This is a genomic window from Pseudomonas sp. On1, assembly GCF_033783325.1.
Genome location: NZ_JAWPOA010000001.1, coordinates 289,535 through 316,214, shown reverse-complemented (window position 1 = coordinate 316,214; position 26,680 = coordinate 289,535). Strand labels below are relative to the sequence as shown.

Annotated in this window: 26 protein-coding genes; 20 read left to right on the top strand and 6 right to left on the bottom strand. The window is 56.5% G+C overall.

Annotation, left to right across the window (positions count from 1 at the left end):
- Positions 1 to 119: 119 nt before the first annotated feature.
- Positions 120 to 2,054: a helicase gene (locus R5C80_RS01940; RefSeq protein WP_319049581.1), complete on the bottom strand. Its 1,935-nt coding sequence runs from the start codon at positions 2,052 to 2,054 to the stop codon at positions 120 to 122.
- A gap of 408 nt (positions 2,055 to 2,462) precedes the next feature.
- Here R5C80_RS01940 and R5C80_RS01935 point away from each other — a divergent pair, with 408 nt between their 5' ends.
- The 5 genes from R5C80_RS01935 (at position 2,463) to R5C80_RS01915 (ending at position 9,410) form a co-directional block, all read left to right on the top strand.
- The gene (locus tag R5C80_RS01935; RefSeq protein ID WP_136342214.1) at positions 2,463 to 2,762 is read left to right on the top strand and encodes a hypothetical protein; all 300 of its coding nucleotides are present in this window, start codon (positions 2,463 to 2,465) and stop codon (positions 2,760 to 2,762) included.
- A gap of 784 nt (positions 2,763 to 3,546) precedes the next feature.
- Positions 3,547 to 3,951, top strand: coding sequence for a response regulator (locus tag R5C80_RS01930; RefSeq protein ID WP_019486702.1), 405 nt, complete (start codon positions 3,547 to 3,549; stop codon positions 3,949 to 3,951).
- Positions 3,948 to 4,793: a prepilin peptidase gene (locus R5C80_RS01925; RefSeq protein WP_019486703.1), complete on the top strand. Its 846-nt coding sequence runs from the start codon at positions 3,948 to 3,950 to the stop codon at positions 4,791 to 4,793. The genes R5C80_RS01930 and R5C80_RS01925 overlap by 4 nt, the downstream gene beginning before the upstream one ends.
- Positions 4,794 to 4,922: 129 nt before the next feature.
- Positions 4,923 to 6,218, top strand: coding sequence for a site-specific integrase (locus R5C80_RS01920; RefSeq protein WP_319049580.1), 1,296 nt, complete (start codon positions 4,923 to 4,925; stop codon positions 6,216 to 6,218).
- 2,100 nt (positions 6,219 to 8,318) lie between these two features.
- Positions 8,319 to 9,410 (top strand): TrfA, encoded by a 1,092-nt coding sequence (locus R5C80_RS01915; protein ID WP_272837822.1) that lies wholly within the window; start codon positions 8,319 to 8,321, stop codon positions 9,408 to 9,410.
- A gap of 30 nt (positions 9,411 to 9,440) precedes the next feature.
- On the opposite strand, the gene R5C80_RS01910 is transcribed toward R5C80_RS01915, so the two are convergent.
- Complete coding sequence (locus R5C80_RS01910; RefSeq protein ID WP_319049579.1) at positions 9,441 to 10,646, bottom strand: hypothetical protein; 1,206 nt, start codon at positions 10,644 to 10,646, stop codon at positions 9,441 to 9,443.
- A 133-nt stretch (positions 10,647 to 10,779) separates the two neighbouring features.
- Positions 10,780 to 11,814: a DNA-binding protein gene (locus R5C80_RS01905; protein ID WP_319049578.1), complete on the bottom strand. Its 1,035-nt coding sequence runs from the start codon at positions 11,812 to 11,814 to the stop codon at positions 10,780 to 10,782.
- A gap of 489 nt (positions 11,815 to 12,303) precedes the next feature.
- Between R5C80_RS01905 and R5C80_RS01900 the strand changes: the two genes are divergently transcribed.
- Positions 12,304 to 13,155, top strand: coding sequence for a hypothetical protein (locus R5C80_RS01900; protein WP_319049577.1), 852 nt, complete (start codon positions 12,304 to 12,306; stop codon positions 13,153 to 13,155).
- Here the strand turns inward: R5C80_RS01900 and R5C80_RS01895 are convergent.
- The gene (locus tag R5C80_RS01895) at positions 13,152 to 13,532 is read right to left on the bottom strand and encodes a hypothetical protein (protein ID WP_209419197.1); all 381 of its coding nucleotides are present in this window, start codon (positions 13,530 to 13,532) and stop codon (positions 13,152 to 13,154) included. The two genes, R5C80_RS01900 and R5C80_RS01895, sit on opposite strands and share 4 nt — an antisense overlap.
- 194 nt (positions 13,533 to 13,726) lie before the next feature.
- Between R5C80_RS01895 and R5C80_RS01890 the strand changes: the two genes are divergently transcribed.
- A complete protein-coding gene (locus R5C80_RS01890) occupies positions 13,727 to 15,034 on the top strand; it encodes a hypothetical protein (RefSeq protein WP_209420863.1) in 1,308 nt (435 codons plus the stop codon).
- A 31-nt stretch (positions 15,035 to 15,065) separates the two neighbouring features.
- On the opposite strand, the gene R5C80_RS01885 is transcribed toward R5C80_RS01890, so the two are convergent.
- On the bottom strand, positions 15,066 to 15,239 hold the full coding sequence (locus R5C80_RS01885; RefSeq protein WP_185830153.1) for a hypothetical protein: 174 nt from the start codon (positions 15,237 to 15,239) through the stop codon (positions 15,066 to 15,068).
- Positions 15,240 to 15,369: 130 nt separating this feature from the next.
- On the opposite strand from R5C80_RS01885, the gene R5C80_RS01880 reads away from it, so the two are divergent.
- The 3 genes from R5C80_RS01880 to R5C80_RS01870 all read left to right on the top strand — a co-directional run bounded on the left by R5C80_RS01880 (position 15,370) and on the right by R5C80_RS01870 (position 17,031).
- On the top strand, positions 15,370 to 16,008 hold the full coding sequence (locus tag R5C80_RS01880; protein WP_319049576.1) for an SOS response-associated peptidase: 639 nt from the start codon (positions 15,370 to 15,372) through the stop codon (positions 16,006 to 16,008).
- A 169-nt stretch (positions 16,009 to 16,177) separates the two neighbouring features.
- Positions 16,178 to 16,522: a hypothetical protein gene (locus R5C80_RS01875; protein ID WP_209418724.1), complete on the top strand. Its 345-nt coding sequence runs from the start codon at positions 16,178 to 16,180 to the stop codon at positions 16,520 to 16,522.
- A 74-nt stretch (positions 16,523 to 16,596) separates the two neighbouring features.
- A complete protein-coding gene (locus R5C80_RS01870) occupies positions 16,597 to 17,031 on the top strand; it encodes a GTP pyrophosphokinase (protein ID WP_319049575.1) in 435 nt (144 codons plus the stop codon).
- Between the two features lie 45 nt (positions 17,032 to 17,076).
- On the opposite strand, the gene R5C80_RS01865 is transcribed toward R5C80_RS01870, so the two are convergent.
- Positions 17,077 to 17,373, bottom strand: coding sequence for a helix-turn-helix transcriptional regulator (locus tag R5C80_RS01865; protein WP_319049574.1), 297 nt, complete (start codon positions 17,371 to 17,373; stop codon positions 17,077 to 17,079).
- A 212-nt stretch (positions 17,374 to 17,585) separates the two neighbouring features.
- Between R5C80_RS01865 and R5C80_RS01860 the strand changes: the two genes are divergently transcribed.
- The 10 genes from R5C80_RS01860 (at position 17,586) to R5C80_RS01815 (ending at position 26,678) form a co-directional block, all read left to right on the top strand.
- On the top strand, positions 17,586 to 17,942 hold the full coding sequence (locus R5C80_RS01860; protein WP_010794461.1) for a hypothetical protein: 357 nt from the start codon (positions 17,586 to 17,588) through the stop codon (positions 17,940 to 17,942).
- Between the two features lie 125 nt (positions 17,943 to 18,067).
- Positions 18,068 to 19,348, top strand: coding sequence for a site-specific DNA-methyltransferase (locus R5C80_RS01855; RefSeq protein WP_319049573.1), 1,281 nt, complete (start codon positions 18,068 to 18,070; stop codon positions 19,346 to 19,348).
- A 332-nt stretch (positions 19,349 to 19,680) separates the two neighbouring features.
- A complete protein-coding gene (locus R5C80_RS01850) occupies positions 19,681 to 20,451 on the top strand; it encodes a DUF6685 family protein (RefSeq protein ID WP_319049572.1) in 771 nt (256 codons plus the stop codon).
- 3 nt (positions 20,452 to 20,454) lie between these two features.
- Positions 20,455 to 20,727, top strand: a complete 273-nt coding sequence (locus R5C80_RS01845; protein ID WP_319049571.1) for a hypothetical protein — start codon at positions 20,455 to 20,457, stop codon at positions 20,725 to 20,727.
- A gap of 23 nt (positions 20,728 to 20,750) precedes the next feature.
- Entirely contained in the window at positions 20,751 to 21,353 is a 603-nt protein-coding gene (locus R5C80_RS01840) for a hypothetical protein (protein WP_319049569.1), read from the top strand.
- Between the two features lie 82 nt (positions 21,354 to 21,435).
- On the top strand, positions 21,436 to 22,218 hold the full coding sequence (locus R5C80_RS01835; RefSeq protein WP_319049568.1) for an N-6 DNA methylase: 783 nt from the start codon (positions 21,436 to 21,438) through the stop codon (positions 22,216 to 22,218).
- Between the two features lie 118 nt (positions 22,219 to 22,336).
- Entirely contained in the window at positions 22,337 to 23,065 is a 729-nt protein-coding gene (locus R5C80_RS01830; RefSeq protein ID WP_319049567.1) for a cell envelope integrity protein TolA, read from the top strand.
- Between the two features lie 94 nt (positions 23,066 to 23,159).
- Positions 23,160 to 23,633 carry a hypothetical protein gene (locus R5C80_RS01825; RefSeq protein WP_319049566.1) on the top strand — a complete coding sequence of 158 codons (474 nt, stop codon included), beginning with the start codon at positions 23,160 to 23,162 and terminating at the stop codon, positions 23,631 to 23,633.
- A 55-nt stretch (positions 23,634 to 23,688) separates the two neighbouring features.
- Positions 23,689 to 24,957, top strand: coding sequence for a phospholipase D family protein (locus R5C80_RS01820; RefSeq protein ID WP_319049565.1), 1,269 nt, complete (start codon positions 23,689 to 23,691; stop codon positions 24,955 to 24,957).
- Between the two features lie 140 nt (positions 24,958 to 25,097).
- The gene (locus R5C80_RS01815; protein ID WP_209418737.1) at positions 25,098 to 26,678 is read left to right on the top strand and encodes an alkaline phosphatase D family protein; all 1,581 of its coding nucleotides are present in this window, start codon (positions 25,098 to 25,100) and stop codon (positions 26,676 to 26,678) included.
- Positions 26,679 to 26,680: the final 2 nt, after the last annotated feature.

The window sequence follows — 26,680 nt, the reverse complement described above, 5'->3', positions numbered from 1 at the left end:
ACAATATGCGCATCTTTCAAGCTGCCGCGACGCTCGGCCCCCAGATCGCCCGGTTGGCCGCCGGCTATGATCGCGGACAAGCCGCGAGCAAGCGGAGGAGGGGGATTGCCTCCCGCGGGCTAGGAGCACCTCGCCCTGGCCGCAGTATCGGAAGCCCATTCCTGAAGATGCCCAGGTACAAAAAGCTGATGACGGGCGCGGGTACCTCCTGTGTAGACCGCAGCAAAAGCCCGGGCAGCATCCAGACGATCGGAACCGCTGCTATCCAATAGCTCAGGGGCCAGCATCACCGAATTGACCTCCGAGTTCTTGGCCGCAACGACCGTTCCCAGTTTGTAGGGCGCCTTGCCAGCCTGGTCCAACTTCATGAGGCTGCGCTCGAAGTCCATTGTGGAATATCCCTTTTCAAGCATCCGGTCTATTCGATCAAAGGCGCTCTCCCTCTTCGAGACCTCCTTTCGCAGCGCGTCCCAGGAGGTGTACTTGAACAGGGCGCCGTGTGTCGGTCTGATTCCTTCGCGGTAGAGCCCTATGCAGTCGAGGACAAACCACCTGAAACCTCCCTCGCACCCTGGCAGAAGGCTGAACTGAGCCTTCGCGTTGGCCAGGCGCTGGAACCACTCAAACATTCCCCACTCAGACCACACCAAGATGGTAGTAGGCTGCTCGGGAATGAAGGGCCGGCTATAGAACACAACCCTTGTGTCTTGTTCGCGGTTCCCCTCGAGCGGGTGCACGTCGACCACTGGGTTCTGCTCAATCAGGGTGTTCACCGCAGCTTCCATCTCTCGGCCTGAACGGAGAGAGTGGAATATTTCACGCCGGCGAACGTGTGGCGCACGCTCCACAGCGGCCCCGTCCAGGCGCTGGCAGGAATCCCCCAAGGTGATCACCGGGATAGAGCACCGATCCAGGAATTGAGCCATTGGGGCAGGGAGGTCATGGGCCTCATCGACGATCACGTGAGTGAAGCCTGGCTCGACTACCGCTGTACTGCTGAGCGAAACCTCTTTGATCCGGTGGTAGCCACGGACAGGTAGCTCCAGTGATGAAGACGAGGGGAAAATGGTCTCTTGCCAGAGTCGATTTGCGCATTGGACCAGAAGCTCTTTCTGGGGCACCGAGTACGACCCGCCCAATGATGGAAGATGATGAACTCCAATCTCGGCGTCACGGCTTGTGCAGTACCGGAAGACCGTCCTGTTGGCCACTGAGGCGACTTGACTGGGAGTGAGGTTACCAACGGGCTTGAATTCCAGGTGGTTGGCAATCTGGCTCATCTCTACACGCGCTCGTCTCATCGATAAGCGGAAGGATCTGGAACCATGCCGTCCGACATCCAGTTGAAGCGAGCGGACTGCAAGCTCCGAGAAAGTCATACCCGTTACCCGGCCAGTCCCGACCCTCTGCTGCAGGGCATCAAGTTGCACCTTGGTCATGGCCAGGACAAGAGGGCGGTAAGAGGTGAGGCAGTCGATGAGGCGCTCGATCATGAACGTCTTTCCCGTTCCAGCGAGAGCCTGGAGGTGAAAGTCCTCATCCAGTTCCGACTTAAAGACGCGGAATGCCCGGGCCTGTTGGGGGGCGAGGGTGAAGGACTTTCCAGCTGCGTCAACAAACCTCTCGGTAAATGGATTCAATGCCTCAGCATGGCGTGAAGCGAATTCGAAATCCCATTTTCGGTTTTCTGTGAGGTAACCCTCTGCATCCAGATCTTCGGGGTCGAGAAGACGGACAGACAGTGACCGCAGCTGATTTAGCCCGGCGCTGAACAACTGAGGATTGAAGCGGCTGAACACCAGAGAGGAGAAGGAAACACCCTGGCCAGCGGATTCCAGGTCAAAGCCAGCATCTATAAGGCCCGCTAAAGCGCGCTCCAGCCGAGCACTGGGATCTGTTGTCTGGGCCAGCGTCGGCAAGGACTGAATAGCGATCACGGCGGCCAAGGACGGAATAGACCACTGCGCAAGCAGCGCTGCTGATGAGCAGTCGCGATCTTCCAAGGCATTCGCCTGAGGTCGGGAGAGAGGGAGGAACAAACGTGTTCGTGGCATACCTTGGGCACCTTAAGCACACAGCACCCAGCGCGTAAATCACCCGGGACGTACTTGAACTAGATTCTGAAAGTGAGTGTAACGACAACGAAGGTGGAAACCAGCCAAACAGTGCACCTGCCGAACGTGAGGAGACATGGATCAAGCGAACGCCTGATCCCGTGCGGCTCAGGCTTCTAATTGCCTTTAGCCAGCCGTGCGGGAGCAGAGAGCACGAGACTGGGCCTTGCTTCCTGTAATCGTGATTGCGCCTCAGGCATTTCCGATTATTGTTATAATCGGAAATGCTAGGCATATCTGTTTTTATACCCTTTAAGAATCAAAGGCTCACACTGATTCCCTTGCTGACCAGTTGCCTCATCAGTCCGCTGTGCGCCTCCTAGCCGTTTCCCAACACCCAGGTCACTGATGGACAACAATCGCGGCGGCCACTCGCATGTAAAGAAGCGAGCCAATAATCCTCACAACCTTGCCGGCAAACGCCAGATTAGGGTGCACAATTACGCTAACGAGGTCGTGCCCTTCATCGTTCACGGCAAAAAGGCCTTCCGCGAAAAGCATGTGAAGAAAGATTTCGTAGCGAATGGCGGCGTTTCAAAGGATCACACACGAACTCTTTCTCGCCAGGCCAAGCGCAGCAGCGTCCCCAAATGCTCTTTGGAAAGGCCCAGCGCTTTGTTGCGGGCTCACCAAATAGGCCGTTGGTGATATCTCGGCAGCCGGTGTACATCAGTAATGGCAATGGGTTCCAGGAAAAGGTGTTAATACACGTCTTCGATCCGAGACATCGGGCGTTCATCGCCAGACAATTCCAAGATCCATAAATCGTGCAAACAAGGCCAATTCTGGGTTTGAGGTAAATTCAGCAAGTCAAAGGGAAAGTTCGGTATTTACCCTGCCCTTATATATTGGCGAAGGACTATTCCGTTCGGATTTCCGCTTTATAAGTTAAGCGGAAATGCGGAGTTACGAACAGCTTGTATACAGGTTGCAAACAGAAAATAGCCTTGTTATCAACAGGCTACCGGAATTCGATGTGCGGGACCGGAATTTATTGAGCGCCAACCGGAGTTCTATGTGCGGTGGCCGGATTAGCATGTACGGTTACCGGTAATTCATGAGCGGTCACCGGAATAATGTGTACTAACACCGGAAAGCTGTGCGCGTCAAGACGCAGTGTAAACGCAAGCCCGCTGCTTGTTGCAGCCATCTATCCACACCCTATAACCCCAGTTGGTAATCCCACGTTTAATAACCCGATTCTTTCTAACCCCTCTACTTAAACCGAGCATCGCACCCTGCTGTTGCTTGCAGCTAACCCGCCAGCAACTGGAAAGCGTCATCCTGGTTTGACTGCAGGTGCTCCTCGCTCCCTACCCTGGCCAGTGCAATCCGGCCCCTGTTTTGGTTTGACCTGGCCATGGACGTCGATAGGCTGACCTAGCCCGCTGGATCGTGCTCGTCCAGCATTCACAACAAACGGAAGGTCACTATGTCCAAGGCCCTGATTGTCGACGACTCTCGCACCGACGCCTACGTATCCCAGAAATGCGCGGATCAACTGTTCGATGAAGTCAAAGTGGTGGGTACCTTGCAGGAGCTCCTGCAGGTGGTGCCGTCGTTCAAACCCGACGTGATTTTCATGGATGTGTACCTGGGCGAATGGCACAACGGCCTTTCCCACATACGTGAACTCCGCTCGGGCCAGGGCGATCTCAGCATCACGCCGATCATCGTTCTCTCGAGCAAAGCCGCTGAGGAAGATAAGCGCCTGGCAGTCGAAGCTGGCGCGGCCGGCTACATCGTGAAGCCAGCAACTCTCGACAACATGATGGAGTCCCTTCGTCGCTACGTCCCTGGCTTCATCCCGAAAAGCTGGGGGACTGTCATCGCGTGATTGAAATACTCCAAGCAGACCAAGAACTCTTCATTGGCATCGTTGCGCTTGTGAGCCTCATGGTTGGGAGTTTCCTCAACGTCGTGGCATACCGGCTGCCAATTATGCTGGAACGCGCCTGGACAGTTGAGGCTCAGGAATGCCTGGGCCTGCCTTCAAGCGAACCAGTTGATCGATTCACCCTGTCGTCGCCCTCCTCTGCTTGTCCCAATTGCGGGCACAGGATTCGCCCTTGGGAGAACCTACCAGTGGTGAGCTACATCGCGTTACGCGGCAAATGCTCAGGCTGCGGTACCAAGATCAGCATCACTTACCCTGCCGTTGAGTTGGCGACCGCCCTCCTCTCCGCGTCGCTGGCCTGGCACTATGGTGTAACTCATGCTGCTTGTGCCGCAATAGGGCTGCTGTGGATGCTCATAGCCCTTTGCCTGATCGACCTGAAAGTTATGCTGCTCCCTGATGTGATTACACTTCCAGCCCTTTGGCTCGGTCTGGTTGCCAACTATTTCGGCGTATTCGCGTCATTGCACGACGCGGTAGCAGGGACAGTGGTGGGATATATGACGTTCTGGACGATAGGTAAGCTCTTCTACGTCGTCCGCGGTGTCGAGGGCCTGGGCCAGGGTGATTACAAGCTGTTTTCACTATTTGGTGCCTGGGGAGGATGGCAAGTGCTGCCCGCGACTTTGCTGATCGCCAGCTTGACCACTGCTGCTGTGGGGATGGCGTTCAGACTCGGCCGAAAGGACCGCTATCTGCCGTTTGGTCCTGGTCTGATCGTAGGTGGGGTGATCTCCCTGGTCTTCGGCAGCGAAATCAATCATTGGCTTCTGTACCGGTAAACGCTGAAAAACGGGACCGGAATTTCCTGAGCGCCCCATGATCCGGGCGCTTCAAGGACAATCTTGGCTTGTGCTACGAAGCAACGCGGTTAACCTTGGGTATTCGCTTTCTATTGCTCCGAGGTCCGCTTGCCAGCTCCAGCAAAAACACCGAACAGTGGCGTCCGCCCTTCCCCACTGTTTGATACCTACGAAACCTTTCTCTCGTCGTCGGCTGCTGAGTATGTTGCAGAGCGGCCGGCGATTGAGGAGTTCCTAAAGGTTTTCGCTCCCCATATTCCGGCAGCAAATGACCTCGCCCATGCGCGAGCGTTTTTGAAGTCCTATAGCGGCCAAGCAACTACGTTTAAGGCTTATCGCACGCAGGTAGAGCGCATCCTGTTGTGGTCCTGGATCATCGCAGGGAAATCGATTCTGGACTTGCGACGGTCTGACGCTGAGAGATTCATGGATTTCAACGTGGCTCCGCCCGCGAGCTGGGTGGGAGATGCTGTGCGCCAGAGGTTCCTCCCAAGGGGGGGCGTCTACGAACCGAACCCTGCCTGGCGCCCCTTCGGCATCAAGATTCCGAAAAGTGATCGAAAGAGAGCCAAGGAAGCCGGGGAGGATTTGGGGGTGTCTGGTTACAAAATGGCTCAGGGCAGTATCCGGCAGGTCTTTTCTATCTGTAGTTCGTTCTTCGAATTTTTGACCCAGGAGGACCTGGCTCAAGGAAACCCCTTCAAGGCGATCAAGGGCAAAAGTCGTTGGATTAGGACCACAGCCAAACGAAGTGGCGGGAAATCCCTTACCCAGCTGCAGTGGGACTTCGTGATTGAGACCGCGGAGCTCATGGCTAACGAAGCACCGGAATCTCATGAGCGCACGTTGTTCATTGTCTCTTCTCTGTTCTCTATGTACCTACGAGTCTCGGACCTGGTAGGTAATCAGCTCTGGACTCCAACGATGGGTTCGTTCGTCAAGGAGGATGAAACTTGGTGGTACGAGGTGGTTGGTAAAGGGAACGTAGAAGCGCGCATTGCAGTGAAGCCTGACTACCTCAAGTACCTGAAGCGGTACCGCCAGAGCCGTAATCTCACGCCCCTGCCACTGAAGGGAGAGCAGGCCCCTCTCCTCACAAAGTTGAATGGTGCCCCGGGATTGAGTGATCGTCAGGTGCGGAACATTGTCCAGGAGGTCTTTGATCGGGCTTTGAAGCGAATGCACGAGGAGGGACGATCGGATTGTGAAGTTGACGACCTACGGGTTGCCACCCTGCATTGGCTTCGTCACACAGGGGCGACCTTTGATGCTCCTCATCGTGATGCAAAAAACCTTCAGGCCGATCTCCGGCACAAGTCGATGAGCACGACTCAGGACATCTACTACAACTCGCTGGACGATCAGCGTGCGGCTGAAGTTGAAGGTCTGACAGTCAAGCGCTGATCCAGCGGGCGGGTTAGCGCAAGCAACAACAGGGATTAGCCTGCGATCGGCTTACCGTCTGGGTTAGAAAACAGGGTTATCTTTCTTGGGGTTACCGATTGGGGTTATAGGGTGTGGACAGATGGCTGCACCCCAAGGCCTGTCTACAGTAGGCTGCTCTGACGCTGTACACCAGATTCCGGGACCCGTACAGCCTGATCCGGTAGCCGTACACGAGGCTCCGGTCAGCGCTCAGAGGACTCCGGTTGATGCACGCAAGATTCCGGTCGCGCTCAGGGGATTCCGGTGGCGTACACCGGAATCCGGTCTCCTGTTGATAACTAGCTTTAAATTAATGGATAACCTGTGTTTAAGCTGTGCGTAACCTGTGCATGGTAACTGCTTTGCTTTACCGACACATCAGTCAATCGGCTTTAAATACAGTGGCTTGCAGCTGCATCCGGCAACTTTTTGATGAAAGCTTGAGTCCCGCCTAGCAAACGACCGGAATGCTGTGAGCGTACGGGTAAAGCCTCTTCTGAACCGGAATTTGTTGAGCGGGTGCGTTCAGGTCTGGGATGCGGCTAATGCGAGACCGGATTTCTCTGAGCGCTGCCCCCCCAAACGCCCCTACCCGCGGGTAGGGGCTCTACGAACCGGAATCTCCTGAGCGCGAAGAGAGGCAATGGGGGTGGACGTGGACCGGAATCTTGCGAGCGCCCGGGATCTTGCCGGCCTGCGCCAACATGCTCATCGAGACCAACCGGAATTTCGTGTACGCCTAGTCCGACGCAGGCTCTGCCAGTCAGACTAGCCGATGCGCAGATCGACCGGATTTTGGTGAGCGGGTACAAGGCACTCACACAAGAATGAAGCGGTCTAGGAGCAGCTCGAGCTCCTTGGCGGCCGCTACCCTCGTGAGTTGTACGGGGGCCAGCAACAGCGGAAGGTCCTTGATCACGTTCCTGATCCACAACTGGTACTTGATGCCCTGTTCTCCAGCGTCGACGCCTGACTTATGGAGCGCGCGGCCGAGCCAATAGCCCCAGCGCCGGCGCCATCATGGTCTTCGGCGACCAGGAAGAAGCGATTGTGATGACCACCAGGCTCTCATGCTGGAATTGCCGGAATTCCGTGAGCGGGGAAGGTGCTGGGGGAAGGCCACGAGATTACGGCTGTGCTGAACTGGCTCTTCCGGTACCGGATTCCCTTGAGCGCCAATTGGCTTGAAGCTGGTTACCCAGATAGACCGGATTCTATTGAGCGGTGCTTACTGCCTCCCAATCATCGAGGTGGATAGACCGGAATATCGTGAGCGCAAGTCATAATGACTGTTCTATGGTGAACCGGAATCTGGTGTACACCTACTCCCCCGGGGCTTAGAAGCTGAGCCATGGGGGCAAGAGTTGGTGTGCGATTGAGAGGTAGAGGTCTGAACACCGGAATTTCATGAGCGCTGCGTCCACCTGGGCGCTACACCGTTCAACTCCGGAATCTGGTGAGCGCCCGGTTGCGCGCCGGCTGGGGAGGCAGAGGACGACCGGAATTCTGTGTACGGACCGCCACGCCTGGTCTTCTCCCTGTTGGGGCATCGATCCAGGCGGGGAAGACCACATCAGCGCGTTGCCGCGGATTTTAGTGGAAGACCAGATCCTATAAACCGGCCGGAATTTGGTGAGCGGCCTGTATTTCCTGCCCTGAGGCGTGATCGGAGATCGGCGCTCCGCAGAATGGACCGGAATTTCATGAGCGGTGAGTCAAAGAGCGCGCATTCTCGCGACCGGAATCTGGTGAGCGTTCAAGCTTCGGATCAGTTGCCACGGTAACCGGAATCTGGTGAGCGCCCCGTTTTTCACGGGATACAGGAAAGCCTTGCTCCGTTTTAGCGACCGGAATCCAGTGTACGGTATGAGCGATGCCAAGCAGGTTGGTCGATTTTCTTCGAGCCGGAATGCTCTGAGCGCTCACAGGATTCCGGCGATCCGAACCGCCAAAGCGGATCTCAGAACGGCTTATGCGAAAACGGTCTTGATTTGGACTAAAAAATCAAGATGAGGGAATATATCCTTTGCATCAGGTTTGTCGAGACGGACGAAACGCGAAAAGTAAGAGAGATAGGCCATGACCGAGTTGAAGCTGACACCTGAAGAAGTACGGCAGGTAGCTGTAGATGACAGGCGATTCAAGCTGCAAACAAAGTTCGATCTGGAATCAGGTCAGGGCGTTCTCCCTTTCACCAACGAGCGTTTCTTTGAGCAAAGCAACCCCATCGTCCGTTCAGCCCTCTTCTCAGCGGGCAAGATTCCCAAAGGCCTCTTCTTCCAGGAATGGACAGAGATCTTCTCCTTGGGATCGGGCTCGATCTGGTACCGCGGTCCGGCGCTGTCTACTGATCACGAACTCGTCCTTGCTCGAATCATGGTGCTGGCCCGCGGCAGGTCACTGACCCAGTCCGTCAAAGTCAAACAGGCTGATGTCTGTCGTTGGCTCAAGCTCGACGACTCCGGTGCGAACTTCAAAAAGGCCCGAAGGATTCTTGATGACCTCGCCGGCGGCGAACTGCGGATATCAAGCAAGCCTGCTCTGAAAAGACTCTACAACCTGCTCACACGGCCTCCGCTCGGGCTGCCAGATAGGGACTTCTTTCTCGAGTACATCAAGAATCGGTACGGCGACCAGATCAAGGAGATCGCGGCGGCAATTGAGTCAGATGATACGGTGGTCGATATCAGCATGCGGTTCTTGACCAACCAGGCAAAGAACCACAAGACAGGGCGACTTCTGCTTAACCTTGACCCGATCGCTGCAATTTTCTTCGATGGTGTGAATACCACCCTGGTCCCCTTTGAGATCATGGATCAATTGGATCGATTTGGGACCAAGCTTTTGCCCTTCATCGCATCCCATAGAGATGGCGTATGGCCTATCGGGCTTGAGAAGTACCACGAGTTCAGTGGTTCAAAATCCGAGTATCAGAAGGTCAAGCGGCGGGTGAAGTCGGATCTCAAAAAGCGATTCGAAGACTGGCAGGCGAAGGCCTGGATTGAACCTGGTTGGGACATCTCCAGGAACGATGACGGGGACGAAATAGTCCGAGGGCTGAAGATCGGAGCTAAGGTGCGCATCCGTTCTGAGCTGGAAATCCTTACAGCTGTAGGGGATGACTTAGAGGATGCGGATGACATTGATGCCGCCGAGGCTGAATCAGCATGAGGCGCGGTGACCGCGCCTCATGGGGATGACTTAAGCAGCGCTTGCGTTCGTGTCAAAAGCTAGGCATTCAGAAACAGGGATGAACTCTTGCCGCCGGCACAGCCACGCGGAAAGGAAGGTGTAGGCTGTAGTGAGCGCGGCGATTATGGCCATCGTTTCTTTCTTCGCCCTTCGATTCCTTGCATTCGCTCTCGCCTGGGACTCCCCTTTGTACTTGGTGCTTACGAATAGCGATGCCACCAGTGCGCCGATCACCGCATAGAACACTGATACCAGCGTCATTTTGGCGATGAGCGACAGGCTGATGCTCAGCCATCCCTGATTGGTTCGCACTGACGCATACACCGCGAACATCAATGCAAGCATGAAACCCGTTAGGCCTGCGACCATTGCGAGTTGACGGGGGAGCTCGAGCCAGTTCATCAAGAAGGCCAGTACCACGCCTGCAGCCGGCAAGAGGTTCGTAATTGCGGCATCCGTGTAGTCGTTGTAGATGGTTCCTTGCCCCTGATGGTGCCTCCACATCGCCCAAGCTGTCAGAAGCGCACCCGCCAGCAGCATGTACTTCCAGGCCGGGCTGGATTTGAACTGCTGCCACAGAGATTTCTCCGGCGCGCGGTATGACGGCGAGAAGGAGGTTGCACTCGAAGCTTGCGCAACCTGTTGGGGTGGTTGGTACTGCGGGATTTGGGCTAGTGCCTGCTGGTGCTCTATAGCTCGTTGAGATTCGATCGCTTGGGCGGCCTGAGCGCGCTGCTGTAGTTCGATGATCGCCTGCTGGCGCTGATTCTCGATCTGCGTCTGTCGAGCTGCTTCTTCAGCCGCCAGGCGCTCCTCAGTTTGCCGCTGCCTGATGGCCTCCTCTTCCTGGTGCTTGATGAGCTGGGCCTGAGCTAAAGCCGATGCCGTTTTACCCCTCTCTGCCGTCACATATTGATCAAGTGCCTGGATGCGGGCGCCGATGGTTTTGTCGAGGCACTTTTGGTCGGTACATGCATCCCTTGTATCGAGCCATTCACGCTGCGACTGACGGACCGCCTCGTACTGGTCAGGATTTACCTCCAGGGCGGTCTTATAGGATTTGGCTAACCAATCGTCCAACCCGGAAAGGTAGCCATCACGGCAGATCTCTTTTTCGGGGAAGCTGCTGGCCTTGGAGCAGTCAAAGCTTGCTGCCACAGTTTGGCCGGCCAGGATGGCCAGAAGCAGACCGGAGGCTGCTGCACGAAGTTGCATCAAGATCATCCTTTACTTGTTGATCGCCTGTCTGCGTTATCGGCGGCCCACGGCGGTTTATGAGCCCCCGTTGACCATAACGCCCGAGCCGAATGATGCCAGTCAGCCCTACTGATGGCTATCTGCCAGGCCCTCAGGTGTTTCCTTCCGCACCACGTTCTTCCGCGGATTTGGCGCGGGAGGAAAGCTCTGCCTTCATGCCCTCCAGCTGGGCGGAAAGGCGTCTCACCTCGCTGTTCTGAGTTCGAGCAGAGGCTTTTGCTTCCACCAGTCGCTCCTCGGTCTCTCGTCTCTCCTTGATGGCGCTTTCAAGCTGCCTTTCGGCCTCCGAATGCTGGGTTTTTACCGTGACGAGTTCTATTCTCAAGTTCATGAGTGATTGTTCTGCGACCTGCAGCTTGTCCTTCGCTCTGTCAGCCTCAAGCGTCAACTTCCTGTTCTGCGCTTGCAGGTCGGTCAACTGGGAGGTCATGCCAGACAGTTGCTTATTCAGGCTAAGGATTTCTCCTCTCAGTTGTATGTTGTCCGCCGAGAGGGTGCGGTTGTCTTCGCGCAGAGAGGTCAGCGCGTTATCGAAAGTCGCCTGCTCCTGCCGACGTTGCTCGTTCAGAGATGCGAGATAGTGCTCATGAGCATCCCGCTCCGCTTGTAGGTCGTGGGTTAGCTTGCTGGTCGAGCGCTTCTCCACCTCCAGGTTACGTTGCGTGTCAGTCAGCTCCTGGGCCATGCGGCCCAACTCAATGTTGGCCGAGTTCAAGCGCTCAGTCAGTTCGCCTAGCAGCCGTTCGCGATCGGCAAGAGTGCCTTCAGTCTTTGCAAGCTGATCGAGGGTGGCTTGGTGCACCACTCGCTCGCCATCAAGGACCTCCTCCATTTCCTTGATTTGCGCCTCGCAGCGCTGCTCGCCTTCACGAACGATCCGCTCGGAGTTCTCTTTCATCTTGTCGTGAAGCGCGTGTACCAGGGCCTGCAGCTCGGTCTGGATGCGCCCGCCATCGCCCAGCATTTCGATTTCCTCGTCGCGGAGGTCCTTCCAGAACCTCTGCACCGTCGAGTAGGAGCCGCCTGTGATGGCCTGTATGGAACGCACAGTAACCGGGGAACCCTGGTTACGGAGTTGCGCAATAGCCTGGCGAACCTCCTCTTTCGTGATCCCAACGCGGCTCATGGCTGCCCTCCGTATCTATTGACAGTATCCGAAAACTATGACTTAGCGCCATTTTACCGGCGAACTTTTGTTACTTGAATTACGTAACAGGTAATTACGGTAATAGTATAGGTCATGTGCAAGAGAAACGGGTGAAAACTCACATCGGATAAAAACTGTAATCCTGGGTCATTGCCTAAAAAAGGCCCTGTACGTGATTTCTGACGGTTTCATGTGGGGTGTAGGGCGTACTTTGCGCGTACGGACGAATTTGAAAGCGGGGCTGATTTGGCTACTAATCGTCGGGGCTGTTACTGAGAGGGGCGGCCGCAAGCTGGGAATGCAGGAAGACATACAGCCTTCCAATATCGCGATGAGGTGGTGAGCCGAGCGCGAGTGTATTCTGTCGTCCTTGCTCTAACTGAACTCACAGGAAACGGAATGAAAGGGCCGGTCGCGACAGTCGAGCTCTGGGAAAAGGGCCGATGTGTTTTCAGTCACGCGGTCTCTATGGATCTGCTCCAGGCTGCTGTTGATGACGGTTGTCATTTGCTGCTTGTAGGAGGAGACGGGGCACCGGTGCTTGGCAAAGATGCAATGGTCCCCCTAGGTAATCTGTTGAAACGACAACGGAGCCAGCGCGGCCAGCAACCTGCTGGTCACCCAAACACTGAAGATCGCTCGCCCGATGTCAGCTTGCGGTGGCTCATCGCACTGTTCGAATGGGCCTGTCAGAATTCCCCGCTCGCAGAAATCCGGTACGTTCACCATGCCGAGCTCAGCCTTCCCACACCGAAGCAGCCCTTGCTTCGGATTGAACAGCATGACTCAGGCCGCTACGCCCCTCGGACTTGGGAAAATGCCAAGAGCGCTGACATTACCGTCGCCTTTGCCTCAGATTTCACAACTCGGGGTGAGCAATTGACACTGCGGGCGGCCGGTGAAGCCTATGTGGCCATCCCCGTTTCAATCGAGCCAGTCGCTGCTGCCCGGCGCCTCTATAAGGCGATGTCGACTGCAAATGCGCGAACCTTGAATGTCGCCGGGAACGGTATCTACACACTGTCTAAGCATGGCTGGACGCAGGAGAGCATCAATGCTTGGGTGTACCAAGTCATTGGCAAGGTCCACCAGCACTGGCCAATCGAGTTCATCCGATCTGGCGGCCAGACAGGAGCTGACGTTTCCGGTTTGGTTAGTGCGTATGCGTTGGGGATTGATTGTCTGGGCCTGTTTCCGAAGCACTTCCTCCAACGAGCGAAGGACAACGTTGATGTGCGTCGTACTGCAACAGAGCTCGAAGCTGAAATTCGGACCTGGGCATTGTTGCTTGGAGTTGCGAATCCATCGACTGATGATTAGCTCTGGGCTGGCGGTGGGGCCTGGCGCAAGCGGTAGGCATCGTACCCCTGCAAGAAATAGCCTTTGGATACGAGGCTGTTCAACAGTCGCTGATTGACGATCGATTGCACGTACACGATCAACCCATTGCTGTCCGCAATCCGTTCTGCATTGCTCAGGAAGTGTGTGAATTGCCCCTTCCCTCGCTCGCCTTCATCCGTGACTTCAAGATCAGCCAGGTCAAGCGTCCAGCGGACTTCCCCGTCAATCCAGCGTGCCGCGATCCGGGCATAGACCATCAGGTCGCCAAACTGGAAGCGAGATCTAGCCCCCATAGATCTAGCATTCGCTGCAGCGAAAGCCTCAAGGGCTAGGTAGTTGGTGGCGTGACTGCTCATTGATGGGATTGCTCTTCTTGGGCTCCAAGAACTGACCGAGTTCTTCCTTCAAGGCCCGCCCCATTTAGGTGGGCCATTTCACGGTGAACTCCAATAATACGCTCGGCGAGCAAGCTTTCAGCCCGCCCTCTTCATTCGTACCATTGCCAACTCACCGTTATCCTCCCGATCAATACCAAGCCCGGGAGGCCTCAATGGAAATTGTCCACGCGACCCGTCCTGATGGATCAACGGTCCAGCTGCGAGCTGATGGCACGGAGGTTGGTACAACCGACAGTGACCAGAAGCTGCTACATCTACTTCCCAAGCTGCTTTTGGATGACCCTCTAACTGAGGCCGTATCCCTGGACCGAGTGGTGTTGGAGGTCATCTCCGACGTCGATGGTTTGCTCCCGGCCGAAGGCGTGGTGATCCGGCAGCCGTACCCCAATTCCTCCTACCTGGTCGGTGGCTCGGTGCGTAATCGCAATGGTTGGTGCGCACCGGCGGCCAATCTCCCTGAGCGCTTCGAAGTCGAGTTCCGCTGGACCTTCGTGTCACTGCTCAGTGACGGAAGTGATTGGGTGGTTCGCCATTTCATCCAACTGGAGCTGGAGCAAGGCCCATTTCGGACGTACACCATGGCGGTGTCCAACTGGCCAAATGGCCGTGCCTCGGTCCCGAACATGTACCGCTATGCCACGGCATTTCTGAAGCCCTCCCAGGTGCTGGAGCAGCACAGAAAAGGAAGGCCGACGCTGAATGTCGGCGTGTTACGTGATGGCATGCTCGGCGTGACGTTCCGGGAGGAGATGCGGATTCCCCCAATCCCCTACGAACAGGCAACCAGCATTCACCTTTACCAGAAACAGCAGCTTCATGAAGTGGTCCAGCTGACAGACTTCTCGTTGCTGAATGATGAGCACAAAGCAAATGGTGCTCTGGAGATGCCAGCAAGGGTGCTTCTGGATGCGATCTCTCTGGCAGCAAAAGTTCCATACAAGCGCCCCGAGGTACCTTCCGCGACACCTGGAAGTTCCGAGGATTGCCTTGGGCAATTGGAATCGCACCCTGCTCTACAGTTGCTTTCCGACTGGTGGAACGCTCACCGGATTCCGGTTGCTGGAGAGTTGCCTGCGGCGATGGTCATGCCCTACATCAGGGTTCAGGATGATAACTCCTACTGGTGTGGGTACCGAGAGATGCCCAACAGCACCATTGAGGGCATGAACTGCGTTTCCAGTTCATGCGCTACCTGTGGTGATGCGGTCCTGCTTCACTTCATGGCATCCGTGAAACACAGCGAGTTCCCAGATGGCTTCCTCGATGTGAGATGCCTGGATGGTTCCGAGTGGGTCGAGGTCGAAGCAACTCGTGAGCAAATGGCTAAGGGCGAGTATGACGAGGCCTACTATTGCCTGGCAGCGCTTGCCGGATTCCCTAACAACTTCCCTGCGGCATACCGGCGACTCTTGCAGGATTCTTTTGAAGCTCCATTGTCGCAACCGTGTGACTGTGCGTGAGGAATAGGCGGGCATGGGGCCCGCCTTTCGCTTATTGGTCTTGGATCACCTCGATGTAGCCTGCTGATTTCTCCACGGTGATTTCACCGCAGTGCGGACATTCAAGTGGCCAGCGGTCCAGGTCACCCAGCGCATTGGGACAGAATTCACGGATGGTGAAAGGTTCGCTGCATTTTCGGCATATGAGTTGGTGGTCTTCGTACATAAACATTCTCCAATCAGAAGGGCTTGCTCGATCTCTTGACTGAGCCTTTACCCTTTACAGTTTTTCGAATAGGTGCCTATTCCGGCGGGTCAAAAGCTATGCTTTCAGTCCGACCCGAAGGAACTCAAGCATGTGCAGTCACTATGAGGCGCCGGAAACTGAGCGGTTGATCGCTGGTTATGGTGTGGCCCCCGAGGGGCAGTTCAAGATCGATCTCTGGCCCTGCTACGAAGGCCCATTTATTCGCCTGCGTAACGATGAATCTGATGAAGAGGAAGTGCCTGAATTGGAGGCGGTAGTCGGCCAATTTGGACTCTTACCTTTTTGGGCCAAAGCACGATCGTTAGGGCGTAACACCTACAACGCTCGCACCGAGACTGTAGCGACCAAGCCTACCTATCGAATGGCTTGGCGAAAGGCGAAGCATTGCATCATCCCGGCCGCGGCGATTTATGAACCTGATTGGCGATCAGGGAAATCGGTCCCCACACGCATCAGTAGAACGGATGGCGGAATCATGTCGATCGCCGGGTTATGGGAACTGTGGAAGACGCCTGATGGCGAGCTGCACTCCTACACGATGCTGACGGTCAATGCGGACGACCACGCACTAATGCAAAATTTTCATAAGCCAGGTTCAGAAAAACGCATGGTCGTCATCCTGCCAAACGGTCTGATCCAGGATTGGCTGCGCGCGCCGGTGGAGCGAAGTATGGATTTCATGCGGCAGTACCCTGCTGACCGACTCCAAGCCGAAGCTAGGGCATGAGCATTCTCAGTCGGAACCGCTCCGCTGGATGCTTTCAAACCCTAAATGGTGCCCTCACCTACACACGCGATGCGCTCGACAAGAAGCTCCTGACTAAGTGAATCCCCCTAGTGGCACAGGAAGACCGCGTGAATGATGGCCACCAGACGAGAGACCTTAGGAATGAAAGATGGTAGCTGACAGTTTCATGGGTATGTCCGCAGCCCTGCAGAACACCTCCGCGTTGACTGTGCTCCTCAAGCATTTGGCAGAATCTGGCTGGCTTCCGCATGAGGTACTGCGAGGAAGCGAGTGGCTGTACACCCCCGACGTAACGAAGGTCCAAGAAAAGATTCTTTGCTGCGACCCACCGGTGATTCGGCTGTTGCAGAACGGTAGCAACACTGCGCTGATTCGCCTGGATTGGGGCGAATCGCCTTCAAGGATGGTCGCGGATTACACCAAGTCTTGGGGATTTGAGCCCGTGATCCAGCAGGCCCTGGCAAGCATGAATGAAGTTGATGTCAGCCAGTAGAATCATCATCTACAGGCGTCTGGCGGGCGGCCTAGCCCTCAGGCTCGCCCTAGGTAGGAAGGGAGAGGACAAAGATGGTCTTGATTGAGATGGCGCTCCAGCGTGCGCTGAGCGCATATATGGGCAAGGTCGATAAAGCTGGCATGCCTTATATATTGCACCCACTGCGTCTGATGGCCAGATTCACTGACCCGTTCGAGCAAGCGGTTTCACTTCTTCACGATGTGATTGAAGACAGTGACACCACCGCGAAGGATCTACTCAACGAAGGCTTCCCGGAGAATGTAGTCGAGGCCGTGGTCCTCCTGAGCCGGCGCCGTGGGGAGAGCTACGAGGTATTCATCGAGCGGATCTGCCCGCACCCGCTGGCGCGTAAGATCAAGCTGGCTGACATCGAAGACAATCTAAACGTGCTGAGGCTGGCTAGCCTCGGGGAGTCGGATCTTCGTCGTGTGTCGAAATACCATCAGGCCTGGAGACGCTTAAAGAACTTCGAAGCAGGTCAGTAGTCGCAAGGCAGTGGCTTTTTTGAGGGGTCACCTCACAACAAAACCTTACCGATCGAGGGCTCCAGAAGAGTCTTGATTGTCATGCATTTCGTCCAACTGGCTCTGGATGTGGCTGGCAAGCTCTGAAATGCTCAAGCCGAACACTTCGCTAAGGGAAACCATAGTGTCGAGCGTGGGCGAGCGCTCCCCGCGCTCAAGGACCGAGATGTAGGTGCGATCTAGACCAGCTTCGAACCCAAGGTGCTCTTGAGTGAGTTTGGCAGTTTTTCGCAGGTTTCTAAGTGCGCGGCCAAAAGCCACGTTGTGATTACGAAAATGGATAAGGCTGTCCCAGCTCGACACTCGAAAAGCTGGATTTTTCGGGATTCCGACTATAGTCGTCTTCCGCTTATAAACGGAATTCGCCCCTATTTTGCCCTGACCGCTTCTCGTATGGATGTCTTCACAAGATCGGCTTTGCATCCCCCGACTTGAATTTCATCACCCCCCTTTCAGCTGATCCGGCCCCCCCCACCAAGTAATCTGCAGCTCTATTCTTTTGTCTTGGAGCTGCAATGAACAACGACTATCTCAAGCGCGTTTCTCAGTGGATCGTAGGAGAAGATACGGGGCTTTCAGCGATTGCGATTTGGTCGAGCATGATGGGCGTCCAGCCCGAGGATGGCTTCTGCACACCGTCCGATCCTTCTGACCTGGGTCGATGCCTGCGCCTGTTGGAACTGGTACCCGAGTGGAAGGCGCGAATCTCGGAGATGGCCATCCACGGACGCGAATGGGCTGCTCTCGTTTCGCACTGGGAGGAACTCCATCAGCTGATGGACGATGAGGTGGGGATCGACTGGAGTAAGGGGAACAGTGCCCTGCGCACCTACGAACGAATGAAGGCCATTCAAGGACATCATCGAACCTGAATCACATTCGCACGGGTTCTGGCACAGCCGGAGCGCCCTGATCATCTCCGGGTGATCAATTGGCCAGTTGGCCAGTTCCATCGAACCGCCGCGAAAAGTCTGCGGCCGCGAGTGAGAATGAAACGATGCGCACCACCCGTCTCAAACACAAAGTCAGCGCCCCGGGCCAGGGCGAACTGTTCGCTGTCGACCAGATTGCGGGCATCTACAAGGCCAACCCCGACAAGCCCTTAACGAACACCGCGCTCTACGACATCGTCACCAGCCACCTTGGCGTTTCCACGGAAGCCTTGAACGAGCTTGCGCCTGTTGGGGAGAGTGGGCAGAAACACAGTCTGGTTCGCCGCGCTATCCGGTGGACTCAGCAATCTCTGAAGCAGATGGGTATCATCGAGCGCGTCAACGGAGAGCGCGGCGTGTGGCGTTTGACCGAAGATGCCAAACGCGACCTCAATCCAGCGAAGTCTGGTGTGAAGGTGCTCGGCTTTCGTACTGACCTGGGCCTGGCCATCTGGGGGCCAAGCGCCGATATCTTCAAAAGGCTCACAGTCCCGGTCGTGCTTGCGCTCCAATCTCCGCCGTACCCGTTGAGGAAGGAAAGGGCTTACGGCAACCCTGATGAGCGGGAAATCGTCGACTTCATCTGCGCCACGCTCGAGCCTGTGGTCGAGGCGCTGGCAGAAGAAGGCAGTCTCGTCTTGAACGTATCGCAGGATTGCTTCCTCCCGGGACTACCGGCGCGATCGACCTATGTGGAGCGCCTGGTGCTGGAAGTCTGTGATCGATTTGGACTCTACCTGATGGACCGGCTCATCTGGGAAAACCCCGCGAAGGCTCCGGGGCCGGTACAGTGGGCTTCGAAATCCCGTCAGCAACTCAATGTTGGGTATGAACCTATACTCTGGTTCGCGAAGAACCCGCTGAAATGCAAATCGAACAACAACCGTGTCCTCCAGCCGCATTCCGAACGGCATCTGCGGTTGATCCAGAATGGTGGCGAGAAACGCCACACGAACTACGGTGATGGCGCATATCGCCTACGCCCGGGCAGCTTCAGCCACGAGACTGCCGGATCGATCCCGAAGAACGTGATCACCCGTGGACACCGTTGCGCCTACGGCACTCAACACCGCAAAGCCGCGGAGACCCTTGGCTTGCCGACCCACGGTGCTCCGATGCCCTTTTCGATTCCGGAGTTCCTGATTCAGTTTCTGACTGAGGAAGGCGATCTTGTAGTGGATGCCTGGGCCGGTCGCAACATGACATCCCTGGCAGCCGAGTTGCTCGGCCGCACCTGGATGTCGGGCGAACTGATGCTGCAGCACATCCGCACTGGCGCTGAATTGTTCCGTGGACGGCCAGGGTTCTGGCTCAATCCACAGATCGCTGCTGCTTTCGGCCGCTGAATCCCACGAAGGTTTTTCGACTAGCCCCTTGGCCGTTATCCTCAAACACTGATGGCGTGCCGTGGGTTCGGCCCTCCAACTGGGGCGGATTGACAGCTATGCAGCCACCTAAGTCCCGAGAATGGCTGGGATTCAACACAACGGAGAAAGGCGATATGCGTGACACATGGGCAAAGGTCCTTCGCTTCAGTTTGGACTGCCTCGGGCATCCGGCCTCCCTTGGTCATATGCTGCAGCAAAACCGCGATCTGAGGTTCGATATACCAGGGCAGCCCTGTTCGATTGCCTCATCGGAGGTCGTTCGGTGGCACGAGTGGGGCAAGGGGAGCTACTTGACCGGAAACTGGCGAGCACCTGGGGAGCTGCTTGGATGGAAGGCTGTTGGAACCGAATTCTGCAGCTACCACCACACCATCGATGCGCTGGCCAACGTTGGCTACACAGAGATCGTCGAGTCCTGGGAGTGTGAGATCCAGGATGTCCAGGGACTTTGTGCCTCCAAGTCCGAGCTTCGAGATTTCGATAGCCTCGATGCTATGGCTGTGGCTAGGACGCAGTATCTCGTAGGGGAAATCACTCACGCGAACCTTGAAAAGAGCCTGGGCTGGTACGAGATCCGCATCCTTCATCGCGACTCCACCGACGACTTCTTTGCATGCCACCAGTGGGACGGCCGAGTTTTCTTGATGAACTCTGGGGGTTCCCATCATTTCGTGGCTGGCCGCTACCTGGCTGCCCGGTTGGAAGTTCCCGTTCCTCTGAAAGGCCTTCTGCGCGTCCACCGCCTTTCTCAGGCCGCGGTGTCTCGGCTGGTTGGCGAGTACGAGGTGTTTGCCCTGAGTGATGATTCAGAGGCTTTCCAACGATTCTTCGATGCAATGAGGGAATACCGGGCCGGTTTCCTTTGGACACCGTTGCCTCGCCACCTCGACGGCCGGGCGGTATTTCTCCCTCGAGGGGATGCAAGGGCAATGAGAATAGTTCCCTTGATGCGCGCGGCGGGCCACTTCGATCTGGGAGCGCATCTCCAGGAACTATCTGCCAAGCCAGTACGTCTCCCGCGCATTGCCTCAGCTCGCCGGCAGATGGAGCCTGTTGAGTAACCTATGGATAGCGAGACCCCGACTTGGAGAGAGTTCAGGCCGAGCAACTGGACGCGCCGGGATATGGCGGGTGCGGCCCAGCCGCATGATGAAAACGATCAGCCAGAAGCCGACTATTGGCTGGCGTGGCCGCCGTACATTACCGGTGACAAGTCGGATATTGGTCATCCCTCGAAGGTGATGCGCCGTCGATTCCGCTCCCGCGAAGCTGCGATGGCGTATGCCGACCGCACCTGGCCCATTGATTCTAACTCTACCTGGCCGACTTCGCCTTAACGGCCTCAAGCTCGAGAAGACTCATGAATCCCTTCGCCGTAGATGCAGAGTTCCTAATTGCGGTTGCCATCCCCGAGCAGGTTGTCACCTCCTCATTGAGCCCCATCATCGAGATCCACACCGCTGGCCTCAACGACCTTCCCTACCCCCTGTCCACCGCCACGCTTTGGGTAGCATGCTGTGAGTCATGGCCTCATGCCGATCCAGACTGGGAGGGGCTATATTTCATCAACCTGGCGATTAAGGCTGATCACCTGTTCTCCCAGGTTGGGCCCGACAATCAGTACCTGACGCTGGATGTGAGGCCGGGGACCGTTTTTCTGACCAATCCTCTGGCCCTTCACTGGCTGCAGCCGAGCGATAAGCAATTGAACCGGATCGCGGAAGGACTGCAGGAGCGACGTAATGGCTACATCGGCCTGCAGTGGGAGGTCGCCTATCACGAGATAGATGCGAAGGTTCTTTGGTTGAAGGAAGAGCTAGAGAAGCTCGGAAACGTCGAGCAGCTGGGCTGCGACATTGCCCCCTTGCTTATCCAACCGGAAGCGGACTATGTCCAGGCCCCACCTGGTCACGATTTCGTAATTGGCCCGGAGGTTCGGGCTTTGCCCCGCCGTAAGAGCTGACCAACCATACCAAGCGGCACCGGTTCTGGCACAACCTATCCCACTGAATACTGCGCCCATCTAGAAACTGATGGAGCGCAGTATGTCACCCGCAAAGCAGCACACCGACAACCTGGCCAAGCTCATTCATTCGGTGGGCTACCACCCACCCCGCGAGGTCTTTCAAGACTTCTGCGAGATGGCAGCCGTGGCGGTTTCAAACGCAGTAGACGTACTCCACCGGGAGGCCCGGGAAGCCCAGTACATGCGGCTGATCCAAAGGTACAAGCAGAAGGATCAACACCTATTCCGTGCAATGCTCGATGAGTTACAGCAGGCCCTGGAAAAAGACCCCAGCGATATCTTGGGAAGGCTGTTCATGGAGGTAGGCGGCTCGAATTCTCGGAGTGGACAGTTTTTCACCCCAGAATCGATTAGCCAGGTCCTTACGGACCTGACGCTTGCTGATACAGGACATGTTCAAAGTCTTATCGAGGAGCGAGGGTTCATCACTCTTTCGGAACCCTCTTGTGGGGCTGGTGCGATGGTCATCGCGTTTGCACTTCGCCTGCGAGAATTGGGCATCAACTACCAGCAGCACCTGCACGCCACCCTGGTCGATATCGACTGCAGGGCCGTCCACATGGCGTATCTGCAACTGAGTCTTTTGCATATTCCTGCCGTGGTAGTGCACGGAGACACGTTGACCCTCAAGCAGCACAGCAGTTGGTACACCCTAGCCCACGCTATGGGCCTCTTTGGTATCAAACTGCGCCGGGGGTTTAGTTTGGACAGTGCAATGGGGCGGGAGTTGATTGGCAATCAATCTGGTCAGGAGGACGCGGACTCTTTGCATGATCGGAGGTTGGCCATGGCGATCGGCTGATCAGCTCTCTTGTTCAGCGTCATCCAACGGACGGGGATTTGCGCGTGACCCTTTGACTTTGGAGCGTCGGAAGCGCCCGTTATCCTCCCTTCTTCGATGTAAACCCAGGGGGATCGGTGTGAACGAGAAACAGAATGCGCTGATGGCCGTTGCAGTTGGTGCCGTGGTGCTCGCGTTTTCCGCGGGCGGCTTTTTCATCGCTCTGGACGCGAAGAAGACGGCCGACCAGTACGCCAGAGAAATCGATAAGCTGAAGCAAGAGATTACTGATCTACAGGGGCGTGCCGGCGAGGCCGATGCCAAGATCGAGGGTGTAGTTAGGCTGGTGAAGGAAGTGGTCGAGCTTGCTCGCGGCCCTGCGGCAGCCGGCAAAGATGGTAACGGGAAGCCTCCGTCGTCTGAGCACGCCAGCCCGCTGGGAGCAACAACTGGCGAGGCCAAGTCTGCCCCAGGATCTACTACCCCAAGCGTCAGTACCGGAGTCAGCGGCCCCAAGACCAAGGCTCTGGCCGAGCTGCTGGACACTGAACAGAAAGTCGATGGGCCGGTCACTCCTGACAAAGTCGATAGCCTGCTGGTGGAGCGAATCAGTAACAACTGGCACCGTCCGGCAAGTGCAAAGAATGGCATGCAGGTCACCATCGAAATCGAGATGGATCGGAAGGGCGTGATCAAGCAAGTCCGTGTTCATCAGTCGAGCGGCAATAAGGCCTTTGACACCTCCGCGGTCAAAGCAATCCAGGACGTCAAGGCAATTCCGGAAATAGCCTCCCTTCCCACCGACGTGTACCAGAGCCTCTACAAGAACAGAAAAGTGCTCTTCACCCCCGAAAGTCTTGGGAAATGATCGCGGTACAGCCTAAGCCCAGTTCGGCCACCGCTGAAGGCCCAAGACGTTGACGCCTGAACACAAAGATCAGGTCAAAAAAAGAGGGGGGCATATGCCGAGTCCGGAGCATGACAAGCTGACAGCCATGGGGGCCAGGTGGTTCAAGAAGAACGGCTTCCCTGTGGTTACTACCGAAATTTGGGCAGCAGGGAGCCGTGAGCGGCCTGATGTTCTGGGATTCCGTTCCATGTGTTCCGGAGTGATTGAGGTGAAGGTCAGCCTCAGTGACTTCCGAGCCGATCGCTTGAAGCCGGAGCGGGTTTCCGGAGGCTTGGGCAATTACCGTTTCTACCTCTGCCCGGAGGGGTTGATACGGCCGGAAGACCTTCCTGCCCGTTGGGGCTTGCTGTACGCAAAAGGAAGATCTGTTGTGCCGGTGGTTAGCCCCCCTGGTAACCTTTGGCCAGGCGTCCCTCGTAACGCGCTCGAGGAGAACCTGGCGGCTGAGTGGCTCCCCTTCCTCCACAGCCCCGACCTCGATGCGGAACGGGCCGCCCTCTTCTCAATCGCGCGCCGGCTCAGTTGAAGTCCCCGCTCCTTGCTGCCAGCCTGTCCTGAAGATTACGGAACAGGTTGTCAGCATGGCGGACAGCAGCATCTTCACCAACAGCCCCGGCCAGGACCAAGTCCTCAGGCCTTTCCAGCGGCTCATCTCTACAGCGTCGCATATCCGGCTTGCAGCGCCCTACTTCACTCGCCCGGGCGAGATATTGGAAGCTGCGGAGCGTGGCGCGAAGATTGATCTCCTGGTGGGGCTCAATCCAGCGACGAATCCCGCCGCCCTGCGCCAAGCACTCGAAGCAGACAACTGCTCCATCCGGTACTTCACGGATGGGTTCCACGCCAAGATCTTCCTCTTCGATGGCGTGGCCATGTTGGGCTCAGCAAACCTCACGGATGGCGGCCTGGTCAGCAACCGAGAAGCAGTCGTTCTGCTCGATCAGCCTGGCGATGAAGAGCGGATCAGAGACCTCGAGGAGCTGTTCGCTGTGCTTTGGGACAGTGCCGAAGTTTTAACCAGGCAGGTCTATCTGAAATTCAAGGATGCCTGGGAGAAGGTCAGTCGGATGGACAGTCGGGATACCCCATTTCAAAGCCTCGCTGGTGTAGAGCCTCCAACTCTCCTTGCCGGCAGCGGACATAAGACCGCTCAGCAGCATTACCTCAGTGATCTGAGGAAGACTATCTATGAGCAATACCTGCCGGCGTTTGAGGAGGTCGTCGCAATCCTTCGTGAGCAAGGCACTCGCCGACCTGAATTCAACGGCCTTGCATGGGGACCGGAGGTGAACCGCTACTTGAACTGGGTGCGACTTGAGCACGCCCCAGGAGATGCCGCGTGGCAGGATGCACCGATCCGCCGGCCGCAAGATCGAAAGCCCCAAATCCAAACCTTGGCCCTGGAATGGCTTTCAACCGCTACACCTCGGATTCCAGAGGATTACTTCGAAATGCTTGAAACACTCCACGCTGTGATGGAGAGCCCGGAGTCGATCCGTGCTAGCAGCAAGGAGCAGATCGCTGCAGCGCTGATGTGTGTCCACGCATTCTCCGAGCAGCTCCGTTTCACATTGGGTGGCGCTGAAGCCCTGCCGGCCAAGTTTTGGAAAGGGAACCGGGAGGACCTCGGTCGTGTTCAGGACACCCTGATTTACCTGATTCATGGCCACGAGGAGTTTGCCGCACGCATTGGCTCCGTACTTTACGATCCGAAGTACAAACTCGCTTCCTTCGGCCGATTCTGTGCATTGGAGTTGGTCGGAACGCTGAAGCCAGAACAGGTGCCCCCAATCAACGGACGGATGGCCAAGGCGCTGCGGTTTCTCGGGTTTGACGTCCGCGCCACATAGAGACTTCGGGCGATCGAGCATTTTCTCTGGCACCGGCTAGTATCACATTGCAACCATCGAGAAAGCCGCGGCCGGCGCTGTGGGGTGACTGAAAGTCAGCGAGGACGGGGCTCATACCTTTACGTCAAGGAGGACAGCGCATGAGCCTGTTACTCGGCCCCATCCTTCATTTCCGCGGCATCCACAACGATCTGTACCAAGTCTCTGCTCTCGTTGTCCTGGACAAAGGTGACCCCAAACCGAAGCCTGAGCCTACAAACTGCGCGGTCGATAAGGTCACCCGTATCGCTTCGATCCCATTCGGAAGTCCGACCCAGGATGTCTGGAGGGTAGACCTATCGACGTCTCAGAAAGCTGCCAGGTCTCAGCAGTGCTCCTGCAGTGTGTCAGGAGGCAAGGCGAGCTTCTTCGTACCTGCCCTTGGGGAGTCTCCGAGGGTTGCCTATGGCTCGTGCAACGGATTCTCTGCTGACAAGTACCGCAAGAAGGTGAAGGACAGGCAGAACGAACGCTGGTTCGACATGGCTGCTCGTCACAAGATCAAGGGTAAAGAATTCCATGTCCTGGTCATGGGTGGAGACCAGGTTTACACCGATGACTTGATGGTGATACCCGGAGAGATGAAGGACTGGGCAGATCTGTGGCATAGCAAGCAGGTAGCTGCGAAATGGTCACGAAAGCTGGAAAAGCAGGTCGACGAATACTTCACCCAACTCTATGTCCAGCGCTGGAATCAGGCCGGGCCGCGCGAGATGCTGCAGGCGATCCCCTACGTGGCCATGTGGGACGACCACGACATCACCGATGGGTGGGGCTCATATCCTCAGGACCTGCATGAGTGCGACGTCTACCAGAACCTCTTCCGGCTGGCGACGCGGTACTACAGACTCTTTCAGCAGCAGCTGGCAGAGGACGAGGTCCATCCCTCTGCAGTACCCAACCAGAGTCCGCAGGCTAAAGGATTCAGCCTTGCCTACTCTGGTCTCGGCGAGGTCGCATTCTTGGTTCCAGATCTGCGCAGCGAACGCCACCCGGATCTGCAGATAGCTGGCGGCTTCAGCCCGACGCAAATCGCTTCGGAGTACACTTGGGACGCCATTTTCGCTTGGCTGGATCAGCTCGATCCCTCCAAGCACAAGCACTTGATCGTGTACTCGAGCTTACCTGTCGCCTACCTGGATCTGAATGCCGCAGAGGTGGCTCTCAGCGCCCTGCCCGGGCAGTGGGAACTGGAAGACGATCTCCGCGATCATTGGCGAAGCAAACCTCACCGTGACGAAAGGCAGCGACTGATCAAGCGCTTGATGAATTTCTCGGCCAAAGGCACTCGGGTGACCATTGTGAGCGGTGACGTCCATGTCGCTGCGGCGGCCGTAATCGAGTCGAGCCTTCCGCAACATGGGAATGGTGCAGGAGCTATCTTCCAACTGGTATCTACCGGGATCGTGCATACCCCGCCTCCAGCGGTGGCGGTGTACTTCATGGAGAAGTTCGGGGCAGGTGAAGAGGTCATCGAGTACGGAGTGAAGGCCCGCATGCTGCCGATCGGCTTCAAAGGTCATTACTTGGTACCGGAACGGAACTGGCTCAGCCTGGAGCCTGATGGGAAGGGGCGAATCTGGGCCAATTGGCACGTGGAGGGGCATGATCACCTGCTGACTCAGGTAATCGATCCAGTCGTCCTCCCTACAGTGCTCCAGCCTGTCGTTGTGAATCAGTAGGC

Bases quoted from the DNA above. Each gene is read 5' to 3' on its own strand.
- R5C80_RS01940 (WP_319049581.1), bottom strand. From the start codon at position 2,054: ATGCCACGAACACGTTTGTTCCTCCCTCTCTCCCGACCTCAGGCGAAT.
- R5C80_RS01935 (WP_136342214.1), top strand. From the start codon at position 2,463: ATGGACAACAATCGCGGCGGCCACTCGCATGTAAAGAAGCGAGCCAAT.
- R5C80_RS01930 (WP_019486702.1), top strand. From the start codon at position 3,547: ATGTCCAAGGCCCTGATTGTCGACGACTCTCGCACCGACGCCTACGTA.
- R5C80_RS01915 (WP_272837822.1), top strand. From the start codon at position 8,319: ATGACCGAGTTGAAGCTGACACCTGAAGAAGTACGGCAGGTAGCTGTA.
- R5C80_RS01910 (WP_319049579.1), bottom strand. From the start codon at position 10,646: ATGCAACTTCGTGCAGCAGCCTCCGGTCTGCTTCTGGCCATCCTGGCC.
- R5C80_RS01905 (WP_319049578.1), bottom strand. From the start codon at position 11,814: ATGAGCCGCGTTGGGATCACGAAAGAGGAGGTTCGCCAGGCTATTGCG.
- R5C80_RS01900 (WP_319049577.1), top strand. From the start codon at position 12,304: ATGGATCTGCTCCAGGCTGCTGTTGATGACGGTTGTCATTTGCTGCTT.
- R5C80_RS01895 (WP_209419197.1), bottom strand. From the start codon at position 13,532: ATGAGCAGTCACGCCACCAACTACCTAGCCCTTGAGGCTTTCGCTGCA.
- R5C80_RS01890 (WP_209420863.1), top strand. From the start codon at position 13,727: ATGGAAATTGTCCACGCGACCCGTCCTGATGGATCAACGGTCCAGCTG.
- R5C80_RS01885 (WP_185830153.1), bottom strand. From the start codon at position 15,239: ATGTACGAAGACCACCAACTCATATGCCGAAAATGCAGCGAACCTTTC.
- R5C80_RS01880 (WP_319049576.1), top strand. From the start codon at position 15,370: ATGTGCAGTCACTATGAGGCGCCGGAAACTGAGCGGTTGATCGCTGGT.
- R5C80_RS01875 (WP_209418724.1), top strand. From the start codon at position 16,178: ATGGTAGCTGACAGTTTCATGGGTATGTCCGCAGCCCTGCAGAACACC.
- R5C80_RS01870 (WP_319049575.1), top strand. From the start codon at position 16,597: ATGGTCTTGATTGAGATGGCGCTCCAGCGTGCGCTGAGCGCATATATG.
- R5C80_RS01860 (WP_010794461.1), top strand. From the start codon at position 17,586: ATGAACAACGACTATCTCAAGCGCGTTTCTCAGTGGATCGTAGGAGAA.
- R5C80_RS01855 (WP_319049573.1), top strand. From the start codon at position 18,068: ATGCGCACCACCCGTCTCAAACACAAAGTCAGCGCCCCGGGCCAGGGC.
- R5C80_RS01845 (WP_319049571.1), top strand. From the start codon at position 20,455: ATGGATAGCGAGACCCCGACTTGGAGAGAGTTCAGGCCGAGCAACTGG.
- R5C80_RS01840 (WP_319049569.1), top strand. From the start codon at position 20,751: ATGAATCCCTTCGCCGTAGATGCAGAGTTCCTAATTGCGGTTGCCATC.
- R5C80_RS01835 (WP_319049568.1), top strand. From the start codon at position 21,436: ATGTCACCCGCAAAGCAGCACACCGACAACCTGGCCAAGCTCATTCAT.
- R5C80_RS01825 (WP_319049566.1), top strand. From the start codon at position 23,160: ATGCCGAGTCCGGAGCATGACAAGCTGACAGCCATGGGGGCCAGGTGG.
- R5C80_RS01820 (WP_319049565.1), top strand. From the start codon at position 23,689: ATGGCGGACAGCAGCATCTTCACCAACAGCCCCGGCCAGGACCAAGTC.
- R5C80_RS01815 (WP_209418737.1), top strand. From the start codon at position 25,098: ATGAGCCTGTTACTCGGCCCCATCCTTCATTTCCGCGGCATCCACAAC.